Source organism: Mesorhizobium sp. M4B.F.Ca.ET.058.02.1.1 (assembly GCF_003952505.1).
In the GTDB taxonomy this organism is placed as follows: domain Bacteria; phylum Pseudomonadota; class Alphaproteobacteria; order Rhizobiales; family Rhizobiaceae; genus Mesorhizobium.
Genome location: NZ_CP034450.1, coordinates 2697725 through 2713620 on the forward strand (window position 1 = coordinate 2697725; position 15896 = coordinate 2713620).

General features: G+C 61.6%; 15 protein-coding genes and 2 pseudogenes. 14 read left to right on the top strand and 3 right to left on the bottom strand.

Annotation, left to right across the window (positions count from 1 at the left end; genetic code table 11):
- Positions 1-103 precede the first annotated feature (103 nt).
- From EJ073_RS13500 to EJ073_RS13525, 6 genes are all read left to right on the top strand, one after another.
- A complete protein-coding gene (locus tag EJ073_RS13500; RefSeq protein ID WP_126056172.1) occupies positions 104-1585 on the top strand; it encodes a sugar ABC transporter substrate-binding protein in 1482 nt (493 codons plus the stop codon).
- 75 nt (positions 1586-1660) lie between these two features.
- The gene (locus EJ073_RS13505) at positions 1661-2608 is read left to right on the top strand and encodes a sugar ABC transporter permease (RefSeq protein WP_126059212.1); all 948 of its coding nucleotides are present in this window, start codon (positions 1661-1663) and stop codon (positions 2606-2608) included.
- Complete coding sequence (locus EJ073_RS13510) at positions 2605-3495, top strand: carbohydrate ABC transporter permease (protein WP_126056173.1); 891 nt, start codon at positions 2605-2607, stop codon at positions 3493-3495. Before EJ073_RS13505 ends, EJ073_RS13510 begins: the two co-directional genes overlap by 4 nt.
- A 10-nt stretch (positions 3496-3505) precedes the next feature.
- Positions 3506-4603 carry an ABC transporter ATP-binding protein gene (locus tag EJ073_RS13515; protein ID WP_126056174.1) on the top strand — a complete coding sequence of 366 codons (1098 nt, stop codon included), beginning with the start codon at positions 3506-3508 and terminating at the stop codon, positions 4601-4603.
- A gap of 31 nt (positions 4604-4634) precedes the next feature.
- Positions 4635-5798 (top strand): mandelate racemase/muconate lactonizing enzyme family protein, encoded by a 1164-nt coding sequence (locus tag EJ073_RS13520; protein ID WP_126056175.1) that lies wholly within the window; start codon positions 4635-4637, stop codon positions 5796-5798.
- A 23-nt stretch (positions 5799-5821) separates the two neighbouring features.
- Positions 5822-6556: a ribonuclease activity regulator RraA gene (locus EJ073_RS13525; RefSeq protein WP_126056176.1), complete on the top strand. Its 735-nt coding sequence runs from the start codon at positions 5822-5824 to the stop codon at positions 6554-6556.
- A gap of 38 nt (positions 6557-6594) precedes the next feature.
- Here the strand turns inward: EJ073_RS13525 and EJ073_RS13530 are convergent, their stop codons facing one another.
- A complete protein-coding gene (locus tag EJ073_RS13530) occupies positions 6595-7182 on the bottom strand; it encodes a TetR/AcrR family transcriptional regulator (RefSeq protein WP_126056177.1) in 588 nt (195 codons plus the stop codon).
- 98 nt (positions 7183-7280) lie between these two features.
- Between EJ073_RS13530 and EJ073_RS13535 the strand changes: the two are divergent.
- Positions 7281-8117: pseudogene (locus EJ073_RS13535) on the top strand (haloalkane dehalogenase); the annotation flags it as partial.
- Positions 8118-8141: 24 nt separating this feature from the next.
- A complete protein-coding gene (locus EJ073_RS31845; protein WP_245455720.1) occupies positions 8142-8438 on the top strand; it encodes an Rdx family protein in 297 nt (98 codons plus the stop codon).
- Between the two features lie 216 nt (positions 8439-8654).
- Here the strand turns inward: EJ073_RS31845 and EJ073_RS13540 are convergent, their stop codons facing one another.
- Positions 8655-9356 carry a phosphotransferase gene (locus EJ073_RS13540; RefSeq protein ID WP_245455569.1) on the bottom strand — a complete coding sequence of 234 codons (702 nt, stop codon included), beginning with the start codon at positions 9354-9356 and terminating at the stop codon, positions 8655-8657.
- 41 nt (positions 9357-9397) lie between these two features.
- Between EJ073_RS13540 and EJ073_RS32095 the strand changes: the two genes are divergently transcribed.
- Positions 9398-9619: a hypothetical protein gene (locus EJ073_RS32095; RefSeq protein ID WP_245455571.1), complete on the top strand. Its 222-nt coding sequence runs from the start codon at positions 9398-9400 to the stop codon at positions 9617-9619.
- 178 nt (positions 9620-9797) lie between these two features.
- Here EJ073_RS32095 and EJ073_RS13545 read toward each other — a convergent pair whose 3' ends face one another.
- Complete coding sequence (locus EJ073_RS13545; RefSeq protein WP_126056178.1) at positions 9798-10448, bottom strand: GntR family transcriptional regulator; 651 nt, start codon at positions 10446-10448, stop codon at positions 9798-9800.
- A gap of 135 nt (positions 10449-10583) precedes the next feature.
- On the opposite strand from EJ073_RS13545, the gene EJ073_RS13550 reads away from it, so the two are divergent.
- The 5 genes and pseudogenes from EJ073_RS13550 to EJ073_RS13570 all read left to right on the top strand — a co-directional run bounded on the left by EJ073_RS13550 (position 10584) and on the right by EJ073_RS13570 (position 15888).
- Positions 10584-11705 (top strand): cupin domain-containing protein, encoded by a 1122-nt coding sequence (locus EJ073_RS13550; protein WP_126056179.1) that lies wholly within the window; start codon positions 10584-10586, stop codon positions 11703-11705.
- A gap of 10 nt (positions 11706-11715) precedes the next feature.
- The gene (locus tag EJ073_RS13555) at positions 11716-12636 is read left to right on the top strand and encodes a fumarylacetoacetate hydrolase family protein (protein WP_126056180.1); all 921 of its coding nucleotides are present in this window, start codon (positions 11716-11718) and stop codon (positions 12634-12636) included.
- Between the two features lie 120 nt (positions 12637-12756).
- Positions 12757-13557, top strand: a pseudogene (locus EJ073_RS13560) (carbon-nitrogen hydrolase family protein); the annotation flags it as partial.
- 273 nt (positions 13558-13830) lie between these two features.
- Positions 13831-14583, top strand: a complete 753-nt coding sequence (locus EJ073_RS13565) for an Asp/Glu racemase (RefSeq protein WP_126059213.1) — start codon at positions 13831-13833, stop codon at positions 14581-14583.
- A gap of 252 nt (positions 14584-14835) precedes the next feature.
- Positions 14836-15888 (top strand): peptidase M29, encoded by a 1053-nt coding sequence (locus EJ073_RS13570; RefSeq protein WP_126056181.1) that lies wholly within the window; start codon positions 14836-14838, stop codon positions 15886-15888.
- Positions 15889-15896: the final 8 nt, after the last annotated feature.

A 15896-nucleotide genomic window follows, 5' to 3' on the forward strand; every position in this document is an offset into this window, starting at 1 on the left:
ATTGCTCGAAGGGATACATTGATTGAGCTTGTCCCGCGGTCGACGAGCAAAGACCGCTCGCCTCGATGCAGAGCGGCATGGGAGAGAAACCTGGAGGATACCTATGACGAGGATTACACTCGGCGGTGCCGTCCTGCGCGGCACTGTCTCCACTGCCTTAGTGGCATCGTTGATGTCCGCACCTGCGCTGGGCGCGGCGCCGGTCGACTTGAGCAAGTGGTCGCCGGAATATGTGCGCTCCATTGCCGGCACACAGGATTTTGATACGGCGGCCGATTGCGGCAAGGTCACCCCGCTCGACTACAAGGGGCGACTGACTTTCTGGTATCAGGGCGTGTTCGAGGGCGACCCCGACCTCCTGCGCCAGTACTACAAGGACTTCTTCGAGACCTTCCGAAAGACCTATCCGAACATCCAGCTCGAGGAACAAGCCCTCACCTATAACGATCTCCTCGACAAGTTCCGCACGGCGCTCCTTGGCAATGCAGCGCCGATGGCGGTCCGCCTGCAAATCCTGGGTGGCACCGAGTTCGCCTCAAAGGGCTATCTGGAGCCGCTCAAGCCCGAGGATGTCGGGTATTCGACCGAGGATTTCTGGCCTGGCGCCATGAAAGCCGTGACCTGGGACGGGGTGACCTACGGCATTCCAACCAACAATGAGACGATGGCGTTCATCTGGAATGCCGACATCTTCAAGCGCGTGGGCCTTGATCCGAACAAGCCTCCGGCGACCTGGGACGATGTCGTCAAATATTCCAAGCAGATCCACGACAAGCTCGGCATTGCCGGATACGGCCTCGTGGCACGCAAGAATGCCGGCAATACGCCGTACCGCTTCATGCCGCAGCTGTGGGCCTATGGCGGCGGCGTCTTCGACGAAGCAAAGGCGAACCCGACCTATAAGGACATCGAGCTCAACAGCCCGCAGAGCAAGGCGGCGCTGCAGGCCTCTTACGACATGTATGTCCGCGACAAATCGGTTCCGGTTTCGGCACTCACCAACCAGCAGGCCGACAACCAGCCGCTGTTCCTGGCCGGCCAGCTCGGCATGATGATCTCGCACCCGTCCGACTACAATGTCATGCTCGACCTGCAGAAGAAGGCAACGGGCACCGACAAGGACAAGGCGCAGACGGTCATCGACAACATGCGCTACGGCCTCATCCCCACTGGCCCCGACGGCAAGCGCGCAGTGGTGTTCGGCGGCTCGAACATTCACATCCTGAAGCCCGAATATGTCGAAGGCGGCAAGGTAGACGAGCCGGCCGCGAAGGCCATCATCTGCATGTGGACCAGCCCTGAATGGTCGCTGAAGATGGCCTACGCCGGCTCGAACCCCGGCAACCTTAACGGCTTCAAGACCAAATGGATGAAGGAACGTCTGGACAGCATCAAGTTCCTCGATGTCACCACCTCGATGCTGCCATACGGCATCCCGTTCCCAGCGCTGCCGCAGTCGCCGGAGATCATGAACATCATCGTCCCCGACATGCTGCAGAATGCACTGACCGGAGCAATGACCGTCGACCAGGCAGCCGACGACGCGGCCAAGAAGGTGAAAGACCTGATGGGCGGCGGCCTCTAGCCGAAGCCTGACCCGATCTTGCCGGCTGCGCCGAGAGCGCAGCCGGTTCGCTCCGAAAAACAAGGGCACGCCAAAGTGACGATCGTGGCCGGAAAGACCGGGGCTCGGCGAAGATTGCTACCCCTGCTAGGCAAGATTTGGGAGCATCGCGCTGACTACGCGTACGTGCTTCCTGCGATTGCTGTGATGCTGATCGTCATCGCGTATCCGATCTACTACACGATCGAGCTGTCGTTCTTCAACACGCCACCCGGCCTGCAGCTCCGCGACAAGATCTTCGTCGGCTTCGGCAACTACACCGCCATCCTCACCAGTCCGGTGTTCTGGAAGGTCACCTCCAACACCCTTATCTGGACACTGGCATCCACCTTCATCTCCTTTGTCCTGGGATTTGGCTGCGCGCTGGCGCTTCATCGCGAGTTTGTCGGCCGGGGCGTGCTGCGCGCGGTCCTGATCATTCCCTGGGTCATCAGCGCGGTCGCCGCATCCTATATCTGGAAGTGGATCTACCATTCGGACTTTGGAATCATCGGCGCGGTACTGGTCGGCCTCGGATTGGCCGACCGGCCGCCGAATTTCATCGACAGCGTCAGCACGGTGCTGCCCTCCCTGATCGTCGTCAATATCTGGCGGGAGTTTCCGTTCGCCATGATCATGATGATGGCAGGTCTGCAGACAGTCCCCGAGCAGTTGTTGCGCGCCGCCAAGGTAGACGGAGCCAATGCATGGCAGCGCTTCTGGCACGTCACCTTCCCGCATTTGAGAAACGTCTCCACAGTGACGATCCTGCTGCTGGCGGTGGCCAACTTCAATTCCTTCATCATCCCCTGGATCATGACCGGCGGCGGGCCGTCGAACGCATCGCACATCTGGATCACCCACATCTATGAGCTCGCCTTCGGCCGGCAGCGCTGGGGAGTGGCATCGGCCTATTCGGTGCTTCTTTTCCTCATCCTGATGACGCTCGGCTACTTCTACGTCCGCGCGCTAAGCGGAAACGAACGCAAGGATGCGAGCACATGAGCACGATCGCCGAGACAGCCCGTCTGGGTCAGGCCCGTCGACATGCGAGCATCGACGGATGGCGGTGGGGCGGGCGTATCTTCCTCACATTCATGCTGCTCTACACCGCGTTGCCGATGGTCTGGATGCTAATCACCTCGATCAAGTCCGGCTTCGCCGCGATGCAGCTCCCGCCGCAATGGTGGCCTGACCAACCAACCCTTGCCAGCTACCAGAAGCTGCTCGATCCGCAGAACAGTGTCGGCCAGGACTTCCTCCGCTTCTTCTGGAACAGCCTTTTCGTTTCCACTGCCACGACCATCCTTTCGGTGATCGTGGCGGTTCCTGCGGCCTACGCGTTTTCGCGCTTCACGTTCCCGGGCCGGAACTTCCTGTTCTTCGCCGTCTTGCTGCGCAACATGTTCCCGGCGGTGATCTTTCTCGTGCCGCTCTTCATCCTGATGCGCGCGATCGGGCTGGTGAACACGCATGGGTCGCTCATTCTCACCTACCTCACATTCGGCCTGCCGCTGGCAATCTGGCTCCTCAAGGGCTTCTACGACAACATCCCAGTGCAGCTCGAGCAGGCGGCGCGCATCGACGGGGCGACGCGGTTCCAAGCCTTTGTCCTGATAGTGATGCCGCTATCGGCGCCAGGCATCATCGCCACGGCGATCTATTCCTTCATCGGCGCATGGAACGAATACATCTACGCGTACACCTTCCTCTCCAAGAACGAGCAGCTGACATTGCCGGTCGGTATCCAGCGCTTCTTCTCGGAAAACACGACCGATTTCCCGGGTCTGATGGCTGCCAGCTTCATGATGAGCGTGCCCGTCGTGGTCCTTTTCCTCGTCCTGCAACGATACTTCGTACGCGCCCTTACAGAAGGCGCGGTCAAGCACTAGGGAGTTGCCGATGGCCCACGTGGTCCTCAAAGATCTCGTCAAGACCTATGGCGGCTTCAAAGCCGTCAACGAGGTTTCGCTGACGGTCGATGACGGCGAGTTCGTTGCGCTCGTCGGCCCTTCAGGCTGCGGCAAGACAACAACACTCAACCTCATCGCCGGGCTGATCCCGATCACATCGGGCGACATCCTCATCGGCGACCGGGTGGTCAACGACCTCGACCCCAAGGACCGGGACATCGCAATGGTGTTCCAGAACTACGCGCTCTATCCGCAAAAGTCGGTCTATATGAACCTCGCCTTCCCGCTGCAGATGCGCAAGCTGCCCAAGGACGAGATCGACAGGAAGGTCAGGGAAGCGGCGCGGGTGCTCGACATGACGCAACTGCTTGAGCGCAAGCCGCGCGAACTTTCGGGCGGGCAACAGCAGCGCGTGGCGCTCGGCCGCGCGCTGGTTCGAGATCCGGCGGTATTCCTGATGGACGAACCGCTCTCCAATCTCGACGCAAAGCTGCGCGTGCAGATGCGGTCCGAAATCAAGCGCTTCCATCAGGACCTCGAGGCGACGATCGTCTACGTGACGCACGACCAGCTGGAGGCCGTCACCATGGCAGACAGGATGGCCGTGATGAACGGCGGCTATCTGCAGCAATACGATTCGCCGGCACAAGTTTTCGCCCATCCCGCCAACATGTTCGTCGCGAGCTTCGTGGGCAGCCCGGCCATGAGCCTTATTCCGCTGGAGGCATCGACGGCCAACGGCGCCACCGTTCTGACGAGCGCTGAAGGCTGGAGCCTTGCACTGTCGCAACTCAACGCGCGCAAGGTCCAGGGAGCGACCACCAGGAAGGTCGTGCTCGGTGCGCGACATTCGACGATCAAGCTGCACAAGAGCGCCGTTCCCGGCGCCATTCCGGCCAAGGCCTACACGGTGGAACCGACGGGAGACATCACCTTCGTGCAAGCGTTCCTCTCCGGCGCGATCGTCAATATCAGCGTGTCCCCCACAATCGCCGTCGCACCCGACGAGCAGATCTGGCTCGAGTTCGACCAGGAGCGCATCCACCTGTTCGACGGCGAAACGGAGATGGCCCTCGAGGCCAACTGAGACAGGGCGGATGCGTGTGGAACGAGTGTGAATGACCACGAAGCTCAAGATCACGGCGATCAAGCCCTATCCGGTGTGGGTGGGGACCCGCAACCAGATGCTCGTCAAGATCGAGACCGATCAGGGCATCTTCGGCTGGGGCGAGAGCGGCTTGAGCGGTCGCGAGAAGGCCGTGGCCGGCGCGATCGAGCACTATCGCGAGTTCCTGATCGGCCGTGACCCGATGCAGATCGGCCGGATCTGGCAAGAGATCTATCGCAGCCAGTACTTCGAAGGCGGGCGCGTCCTGCAGGCGGCCATCTCGGCGATCGACATCGCCCTTCACGACATCAAGGGCAAGGCGCTGGGGGTGCCGGTTTATGAGCTGCTCGGCGGCAAGCAGCGCGACCGCATCCCGACCTTCGCCTCGACCGGAGACGAGGCCGAGGGCGATGCTGCCATCGAACGGGCCAGGGAACTGCGCGCGCAGGGGTGGCAGGCGATACGCTTCTTCCCGGTCGGGCAAAGCAGCAGGGACATCTTCGAGCCGCGCGAATCGATCGGCGCCACCGCGAGCATGCTGAACAGGGCACGCGAGGCGTTGGGCAACGACCTCGTGCTCGGCATCGACTACCATCATCGGCTATCGGTGGCCGAGGCGGCAAGCTTCTGCAACAAGCTCGGCCGCGGCGTGCTTGATTTCCTCGAGGAGCCGATACGGGACGAGACGCCGGAGGCCTACGAATCCCTGCGTACGATGACCGACATCCCATTCGCCATCGGCGAGGAATTTGCCAGCAAGTGGCAATTCCTGCCCTACATCGAGCGCGGCATCCATCAGTTCAACCGGCTCGATGTCTGCAATGTCGGCGGGCTCACCGAAGCGATGAAGGTCGCTGGCTGGAGCGAGACGCACTATGTGGACCTGATGCCGCACAATCCCCTTGGTCCGGTGTGCACCGCCGCGACCATACATCTCGCCGCCGCGGTGCCGAACTTCGCCTGGCTCGAGACCAGGGCGCCGGAAAGAAAGCTGGGTTTCGACAGTTCCGAGTTCTTCCCGGTGCAACCACAGCTCGACGGCCCCGATTATCGGGTCAGCGATCTGCCGGGGCTCGGCGTCGAGATCAACGAGGCGGCGATCCAGGCGCAGAGTTTCCGTTTCTGGGAAGCACCCCACCTCAAGCGCCGCGATGGTTCTGTCACGAACTGGTAGCTCAATTACAATCGGAGGCCACCATGACGCATACTCCCGACATCACGCGGCCGTCCAAAGACCTGATCGACGCACTGAGGGAGATCGGTGCCGCGACCGTTGCCGGCACGCTTGGCCACATGGGCTTCCGCAATCCGCATATGGTCGGTCCGGTGGCGCAGAACCACGGCAAGTCGATCGTCGGCCCGGCGCTGACGCTGCAGTTCCTGCCGCAGCGGCCTGACCTCTTCAACGAGGGAGAATATGCCGATCCGGAGACACAATTGCACCGGCACGTGCTCTACCACGCTCAGGAGGGCGATGTGGTCGTGGTCGACGCGCGCGGTGACATGAGTTCAGGTGTCTTCGGCGATATGATGTCGACGTATTTCAAGGGCAGAGGCGGCGCTGGCATCGTCATCGACGGGTGCATGCGCGATCGGCCCAATGTCGAGAAGCTCGATCTGCCCCTATGGCTGCGCGGCTGGACGCCCAATTACCATGTGCAGACCAGCATCTATCCCAATGCCGTCAACGTTCCGATCGCATGCGGCAATGTCACGGTGATCCCCGGCGACATCATCGTTGCCGACGATGACGGGGTGGTGGTGGTTCCCGTCGCAATGGCCGCGAAGGTGATCGAAGAGGCGCAGAAGCATCACGATTGGGAGGAATTCTCGCGCGAAAAGCTCATGCAGGGCGGGTCGTTGCAACGCTATTATCCGCTGCATGACGATGCCCGCGGAGAGTACGAGGAGTGGCGAAAAACCAGATCCTGATAGACGTTTTTGCCACCCCTTAGTGTCAAATCGGAAAATTATGGCGGACCAAAAACGGTAGCGAAGGTGATGTCCTTGAACCGTCGGAGCGGTTCGCCGGAACGCTCCACTTTCATGCGCAGGATCGCGCCTTCCCAGGAGGCAAGAAGAAACTCCGCCAGATCCCGTGGAGTGAACGTGCTGTCGATTTCCCCGGCAGCCTGGGCCTCCGCGATGCAGTCGCTAAAGGGCTGAAGCCACTCCCGGTACATCGCGACGAGATGTTGGCGCAGCGGCTCGCTCTCCTGGACCACCTCCAGGCTGAAGTCGCCGATCAGACAGCCCCGCACATAGCCATCGGCAGCGAGCCGATCCGAGATGATGTCCAGGTACCGCAGCAGTCGTTGCCGGGGCGCAAGACCAGCGTCAAGGAGCGACTCGGAGATCCGCTTTTGGATCGAGGCAAAATACAGGTCCAAAACCTCGGCGGCGAAATCCTCTTTCGATCGAAAGTGGTTCGTAAACGAGCCCTGGGCGACCCCGGCCTCCGCAACGACATCTCTGACGCCGGCGCCGTGATAGCCCTGGCGGAACATCACGGCCAGGCCAGCTTCGAGAATCTTGCTTCTAGCGGACGGTTTGGGCATGCTTGCAAACTACGTACGACCGTATTTTTGTCAAGCTGTATTGACTTTAATACGTACGTACGTATTGTATCGCCATATGAGCTTTAGGGGAGGGAATAATGTCATCCGACCAGACACTACCCGCAGTTCGCGTGCTCGATTCGACCATGGCCTATCGGGAGGCTGGTGAGCCCGGATTGCCGGTGGCCCTGTTTCTCCACGGCAACCCAACCTCCTCCTTCATTTGGCGTCACATCCTTCCGATCGTGGCGGGATCGGCACGCTGTATCGCGCCCGACCTGATCGGGTTCGGCCAGTCCGGCAAGCCCGAAATCGGCTATCGGTTCTTCGATCACGTGGCCTATCTCGATGCATTCCTCGAGGTTATGGGAATCGAGGCCGCTTACATCGTCGCGCAGGATTGGGGCACAGCTCTGGCCTTCGAACTGGCGGCCCGGCGGCCCGACATCGTGAAGGGATTGGCTTTCATGGAGTTTATCCGGCCAATCCCGACATGGAACGATTTCCATCAGAGCGAGGTCGCGCGGGATACGTTCAGAAAGTTCCGCACGCCGGGAATCGGCGAGGACATGATTCTCGGACAGAACGCGTTCGTCGAGCGCGTGCTTCCCGGGTCCGTCCAGCGGGGGCTTAATGTGCAGGAGATGGAAATCTACCGCGCCCCCTTTGCGACGCCCAAGTCGCGCACCCCGACCTGGCGCCTTCCGAACGAGTTGCCGATTGCGGGCGAGCCGGCGGACGTCTGGCATACGCTGGACGAGGCACACGCCGCATTGCGGGCATCGGACTATCCGAAGGTGCTGTTTGCCGGCAACCCGGGCGCTCTCGTTTCGCCTGCCCATGCCGAAGCGTTTGCGGCTGGGCTCAGGAACTGCCGCTTGATCAAACTGAACTCGGGCCTGCACTACCTCCAGGAAGATGAACCCGACGCAATCGCTGCTGGCGTCTTAGATCTGATCGTGGGTGCCGAGCATTCTGCCGGTCATGGAACGGCTGAAGTCGAGCCCTGCCAGGGGATCACCATCACCTATTGCGGGCCGTGCGGATATGAGAGCCGCGCCACCCGGGCTGCCAGGAGCTTGACTGATGAACTCGGTCTTCCCGTGGAGTTGAACGCTGGCAAAGGGGGCGTATTCCAAGTCGCGGTTGCCGGTCAGGTCGTGACATCGAGGCGTAGGGGATACTTTCCCGACAACGCTGACATCGTGCGCGCGGTAAGAGAAGCTCTCCAAAGGCGTCGCGAGAACGATCGATAGCGGTCGCCTCAAAATCATAGCCGGAATTGGTGGAGACGGCCGTGGTCACGGTCGAAGGATGCGTCAGCTTTCCGGCGCGCGTCATTTGTTGGTCGGCCACGCCGCTTTGATCCACGAGCGGTCATGATCTGCCGCTACGCCGGTTCCCTGCGCTTGTGAAGGAACTTGGGCTCATGCGCGCGAGGCATTTCCGACCGACCGACGCCCAGGTTCGGATCAGATTTCCAGGTCGTCGATGATGCGGGAGAGCGTCGAGCGGCCAAGGGCACTCATGGCGGGGTTGGTGCCCCGGTAGTACCAGACCAAGCCCATTGCCTGCTGGAAGGCCCATGCCGCTCCGCGCTGCCACTCGACTTGGCTTGATCCAAGATGGGAACGCACGGCTTCGCGCCGACTGCTATCGAAGAGATGCCATGCGGCAACAAGATCCAAGGCCGGGTCGGCCGGTCCGAAACTGCCGCTGTCGAGCACACCAACAAGGCGGTCACCACGCACGAGGAGGTTGGCCGGAATAAGATCGCGGTGGCTCATAACGTCGAGACCGGACGGCGGCAGTTCACGCAGCCGAGCCCATATGCGACGGAGCCGAGACACGTCCAGGAGACCCTCGCTGTTCTTGAAACAGATCGACATCCAGTCGTCGTGGTCAGGAAGGCTGCCGCCCCTCCCTTGCCCATCAAAACGACGGCCATGCGTGTCCGCTGCTCGTAGCGACGCAATCAGTTTGGCAATGTCGAGTGCGAAGGTCGTAGAGGCAGCAAGCCCATCGTGCGTGGCAACGTCACCTTCTATCCAACTCTGCATTGCCCACGGCAACGGATAGAGCGGACCCGGTTGACCAATCCCGATCGGTCGAGGACAGGCAAACGGGGAATGCGCAGCAAACTCCGTCATGGCCGCGGCTTCGTTGCGTAGCATATTGGCGCACTCGACTGGCTCCATTGCGCGCAGGGGGAATCTTGCCGCTTCGATCCAATCCTGAAGATTGCATTGACCGTACCAATCGCGCCAAGCTGCACGATCCGCTCGTGGCGATACTCTGGGAACTGGTCGAAGATCATCTCGCGAACGATATCGGCATCGATATGGACCTGGTCCGAGTGCATCATGGTGCTGGCGTCTCCCTGCCAATTTTTCGCCGAATAAACCAGACAAGCGTCGAACCTGCGCGCCCATCGTGAGCGGCACCGCGGCCCAAAGCGCCTGCGTGATCCAGTCAAGCATCCTAGACGCTTGGAAGATGGTGGCCCACGCCCAACGCGATGAGGAGTGCCGCGCCAATTCGTTGCACGACCATCGCGGTCATGGCTTTCGCTGCATGGAAGTAGCCGACGCGATGGATTCCTGGCCAGCTCAGTTTCAGCTGTTAATAGCCGCCGCAAGATGCTCCACCGTTCTGAGGTAGTGCTCTCTCAGCAGAGCAGAGGCCTTCGCCGCGTCCCTGTCGAGCGTCGCTTGCGCGAGTGCGCTGTGCTCGGCCTGGACATCGCGGCCAACCGGCAGCGCGGACGCAAGCAGAACCGGAATGCGATAGCGCTCGGTCGCTGCATAGAGCCGTTCGAAGAATTCCAGCGTCCAGGGCGAATTGCAACCGGCCAGCAAGGCGCGGTGGAACGCGTGGTGCCGCTTTTCGAGGGTCCAGATATCGGCTTCGGGGCCCGTTCGCGCCGCCTGCACATTCAAGGCGTAGAGCGAGGACACGATGCCCGACGCCCAGGCGTCGTCGCCGTTCTTGATTGATGCCTTGAGCGCTTCCGTCTCGATGACGATGCGCAGTGACGTGGCGTCGTGCAGCTCGTCGAGCGACAACGGCGCTACACGGAAGCCGCGCAGCGATTCGGCCGTCACCAGGCATTCGGCCTGGAGGCGGTTCAGTGCCTCGCGCAGAGGCGAGAAGCCCATGCCGTAGCGCTCGCCCAGGTCGGCAAGTCGCAACGGTCGGCCAGGCGGAAGTTCGCCGCGTATGATGTCGTGGCGCAGGGCATCGTAGGCTTTTTCGGCAAGCGTCATTCAGGTTTCCTCGCCCGTACAGCCTTACCTTATAGAGTAACGCGTCGGCAATTTCATTTATTTTCGAAAATTTCTGTTGCAATCGAAAATCCTAGACGTCATGCTAGACTAACGGGCTACAAGCAGGAGGATCCCATGGCACAGGAGCGCGAAAACCATCGCGAGGATGTCGTCGGCCGGGCGAACGTCGAGGACACGCCGGAATTGCTTGCCTATTACGACGAGCTGGCGCGCCACAAGGCAGGCGCGCTGTGGACCGTCGCCAACAAGATCGAGCCCTGGGAGCCGAAGTCGCAGTCGGTGCCGGTGGTCTGGCGCTATCGCGACCTGCGCGCGCATGTCCTTCGCTCGGTCGAACTTGTCACACCGGAAAAGGCCGGACGGCGGGTGGTCTATCTGAACAATCCGGGGCGCACCGACGTGGCCGCCGCGGTCGGCTGGATCTATGGTGGGCTGCAGGTGATGAATCCTGGCGAGGTCGCGTCGGCCCACCGCCACTCGGCCTCGGCAATCCGCTTCATCATGGAGGGTTCGGGCGCCTATACGGTGGTGGACGGACACAAAATGACGCTCGGCGCGAACGACTTCGTGCTGACGCCCAACGGCACTTGGCACGAGCACGGCGTGGAGGCGACCGGCTCACCCTGCATCTGGCAGGACGGCCTGGACATCCCTTTCGTCAACGCCATGGAAGCCAATTTCTATGAGGTCCATCCAGATCTCAGCCAGGCGGTCGGTTACGCGGTCGACGACATGACCAAGACCTGGGGAAATGCAGGTCTCAGGCCGATGGGCGAGAACTGGGCCAAGGGCTACAGCCCAATGTTCAAATACGAATGGGCGCCGACCTACGAAGCGCTGACGAGATACGCGGGTTGCACCGATGGCTCGCCCTTCGACGGCGTGCTGATGGAGTATGTGAACCCGGTGACGAACGGCCCGGTCATGCAGACGCTCGGCGCATCGATGCAGATGCTGCGTCCCGGCGAGCACACAAAGGCGCACCGGCACACGGGCAGCGGCCTCTACCATGTGGCGAAGGGCAACGGTCATTCGATCATCAACGGCCGCCGCTACGATTGGCAGGAGCACGACATCTTCTGCGTGCCTTCCTGGGCCTGGCACGAGCATGCCAACGGCTCGGATCGCGAGGCCGCCTGCCTGTTCTGCCTGTCCGACCTGCCGGTGATGCGGGCGCTCGGGCTCTACCGCGAGCAGGCATTCGGCGACAATGGCGGCCTGCAGCCGCTCCTTTGAAGGAAAGATCATGAAACTTGTGACCTATCGCGCCTCGGTCGAAGCGGCGGCAAGGCTCGGCGTCCTCGTCGACAATTTGGTGGTGGATGTGGGGGCGCTCGCCACGGCGCAAGGCACGATCCTGCCCGACACCATGCTCGGCCTGATCGATGCCGGGCGCGGCGGACTGGAGACGCTTCGCGACTGCCTCGGCAGGGCAGCGGGGCGCTTCCCGGCCGGAACCGCCACCGCGGTGGACAATGTAAGGCTGCTGGCGCCCATTCCCCGACCGCGCAAGAACATCTTCGGCATCGGCCTGAACTATATCGAGCATGTCGCGGAGAGCGCGAAGTCGCTCGACACGTCAAAAGACCTGCCGAAGCAGCCGGTCGTCTTCTCGAAGCCGCCGACCACGGTGATCGGGCCTGGCGACGGCATCGAGCACAACAAGAAGATGACGCAGCAGCTCGATTGGGAGGTGGAACTTGCCGTCATCATCGGCACCACCGCCCGCCGCGTGCGCAAGGAGGACGCGCTAAGCCACGTCTTCGGCTATTCGGTGATGATCGACGTTTCGGCGCGCGACAACCGGCGCGCCGGTCAATGGATCTTCTCCAAGGGTCAGGACACGTACGCGCCGTTCGGGCCGTGCATCGTGACGGCCGACGAGATCCCGGACCCGCAGGTGCTCGACCTGTGGCTGACGCTCAACGGGGTCGAGAAACAGCGGTCCAACACCCGCCACATGCTGTTCAAGGTCGATCACCTGATCGCCGACATCTCGTCGGCGATCACGCTGGAGCCCGGCGACATCATCGCCAGCGGCACGCCGGAAGGTGTCGGCGCCGGGCGTGATCCACAGGAATGGATGTGGCCAGGCGACGTGGTCGTGGCCTCGGTCGAAGGGATCGGCACGCTGCGACACCCCGTGGTGGACGCGACGCCCGAGTAGACACGTGCCCACGCCGTTCAAGACAGCCGTCGTGCGGTTGGTCCCGGATCTGAGCGATCAGAAGGCCTCTGGCGTCCAAGACAGCCCGCCTGGTGGCTCGATGAGAGCAGGAGAGTTGCCATGCTGAAGCTACCAAAGTTCGTTGCCGCGGCGGTGCAAGCCGCACCCGTTTTTCTCGATACGCCGGCGACGATCGAGAAGGCCGTCTCCCTGATCCGCGAGGCAAGGGCCAACGGCGCGGATCTCATCGCCTTCCCGGAGGTGTTCATCCCGGCCTATCCGTACTGGAGCTGGATCACCGATCCGGTGACCGGCGGAGCCTGGTTCGACAAACTGGCGCGCGCCGCCATTACCGAGCCCGGTCCGGAAGTCGAAATCCTGCGCAGTGCGGCACGCGAAGCCGGCATCCACGTCGTGATCGGCATCAACGAGCGCAGCACGAGTTCGATTGGAACTCTCTACAACACCCTTTTGACCATCGGCCCGGATGGAACGCTGCTTGGCAAGCACCGCAAATTGATGCCGACCTGGGCCGAAAAGTTGACCTGGGCGCCCGGCGATGGAGCCGGCCTGAAAGTCCACGACACTGCAATCGGGCCACTCGGCGCGCTTGCTTGCGGCGAGAACACGAACACCCTTGCGCGCTTCACCCTTCTCGCCCAAGGCGAACTGGTTCACGTCGCCAGCTACATTTCGCTGCCCGTTGCGCCGCCCGACTACGACATGGCGGAGGCCATAAAGCTGCGCGCCATGGCCCACTCGTTCGAAGGCAAGGTGTTTACGATCGTTTCCTGTTCGACCGTCTCGGAAGAAATCATAGCCGCAATGGAAGGTGTCGTTCCGGATGCAAGGGCGCGCCTGCAGCGCAAGTCCAGCGCCTTCTCTGGGGTGATCGGCCCGGACGGACGCGTGGTTGGCGAGCCGCTGATCGACGAAGAAGGAATCGTTTACGCCGAGATTGATCTCGGACGCTGCATCCAGCCGAAGCAGATGCATGACATAGTCGGCCACTACAACCGGTTCGACGTTTTCGACCTGCGGGTAAGCCGCCGCAGGCTGGAACCGATTTCCCTGACCGAAAGGGTGCAGACCTTCGACAGCGACGACGCCGGCTTGATCGAAACGGCACAGCCAGGCCCATTCGGCATAAGCCGAAGCCTACCAGTTACAGCAGTCAGACGGAGCGGATCCAGCATGGCAAGCACTTTTCGCATCGGGCAGATCGTGCCTTCCTCCAACACCACAATGGAGACGGAAATCCCGGCGATTTTCCGCACGAGGGAAATATTCCTGCCTGAACGTTTCACTTTCCATTCCAGCCGGATGCGGATGAAGAAGGTGGTCAAGGAAGAGCTCGAGGCCATGAATCGTGACAGCGACCGCTGCGCGATCGAGCTTTCCGACGCGCGCGTCGACGTCCTCGGCTATGCCTGTCTGGTCGCGATCATGAGCATGGGCAAGGGTTATCACCGCACCTCGGAAGCGCGGCTGCATATGCGCACAGCGGAGAACGGCGCTCCTGCTCCAGTTGTCACGAGTGCAGGTGCGCTCGTCGACGGCCTCAAGGTGCTCGGGGCGAAGAAGATCTCGGTGATATGCCCTTACATGAAGCCGCTTACCCAGCTGGTGGTCGACTACATTGAGCATGAGGGAATAGCGGTGAAGGACTTCGTCGCCCTCGAAATTCCCGACAACCTCGAAGTCGGCAGGCACGATCCGAACAACCTGCTCGATATCTACAAGAGGGTCGACACAACCGGGATCGACGCGTTTGTTGCGTCCGCCTGCGTGCAGATGCCTTCCTTACCGGTGATCGACGAACTCCAGAAGGCGCTGGGCCTTCCCGTTGTCAGTGCCTCTGTCTGTACCAGCTATCAGATGATGTCACGGCTTGGACTGCTCGCCGCGTCACCCGGCGCCGGGGAACTGCTCTCCGGCAGGTATTGAGAGCGCAGGTTCAGTCTAGGCCCCTGGATCTAAGATAGACCCCGGTTACCAGTCGGCAATGCAGTCCGGATTTCCGCGATGCCCGTCCCACCGCCTGACCGCGTTGGTTAGCCCGGATTCCTGTGACACGTCATTATTCTCGAAAAAAGAAGAATCTTCGAAAATTTCATTGACAGGCTTATGCGAACGTGAAAACTTAACTGACAAGTAAAGAAATCCGAAACAAGCCGGATCGTCAATGGGAGTTTAACGATGCTGCAAGAGCGCATCGAAGGACGGTGGCTGGACTGCTTCCGCCGCGTCTTCGTGCTAAATGCTATCGGCAAAGGGACAAGGGTGGCGATCCTGTCTGAGACGCAGTCGCGTCCGGTGCTGGTCCACCTGTCGGAACTCGCCCTGCACGATCTCGGTGCCGAATTCTGCATGATCCAGATGCCGACGCCGCGCCAAACGGCGCCGGTGCCGGTGAAGTCCACCGGCACGTCCTGGGCGATCCAGGGCAACCGCGCCGTGATCGAGGCGCTGAAGCTCTGCGAGGTGATCGTCGACTGCACGGTCGAGGGGCTGATCCATGCCCCGGAATGGCCCGAGATCGAGGCGGCAGGACGAACCCGCCTCCTGGTCGTCACGAACGAACATCCTGAAATTCTCGAGCGCACCGAGCCGACGGCCGAACTCGGCCCGAAGGTGGCGCTCGGCGTGCAGATGCTGCGCGAGGCGGGCGAGATGCGCGTCACCTCGCCGGCCGGTACCGATCTCGTCATCGATCTGCGCAACGCACCCTGCGGCGGTACGCCGGGCTTCGGCACCACGCCCGGCGCGGTGGCGCACTGGCCGGGCGGGCTTTGCCTCGCCTTTCCCGGAAAGAACTGCGTCAACGGCCGGATCGTCATGGACGTGGGCGACATGAACCTTACGTTCAAGACGACGCTCACCAGCCGCATCGACTTCACCATCGAGGACGACTTCGTCACCGCCATCAACGGCGACGGCGTCGATGCCATCCATTTTCGCGAATACATGGAAGCCTGGAACGACCGCAACGCCTACGGCATGAGCCATGTCGGCTGGGGTATGCATCCGCGCGCCCGCTGGGTCTCGGCCGCCATGTACGACAAGCGTGACATGCAGGCGGTGGAGTTCCGCGCGCTGGCGGGATCGTTCCTGTGGTCTACAGGCGCCAACCAGTATGCCGGCCGCTATACGCTCGGTCATTTCGACCTGCCGATGCGCAACTGCACGATAACTCTGGACGGGAACGTCGTCGTCAAGGACGGCCTCCTGCAAGGCGAACTGGCGTCCTGACGCCCCTC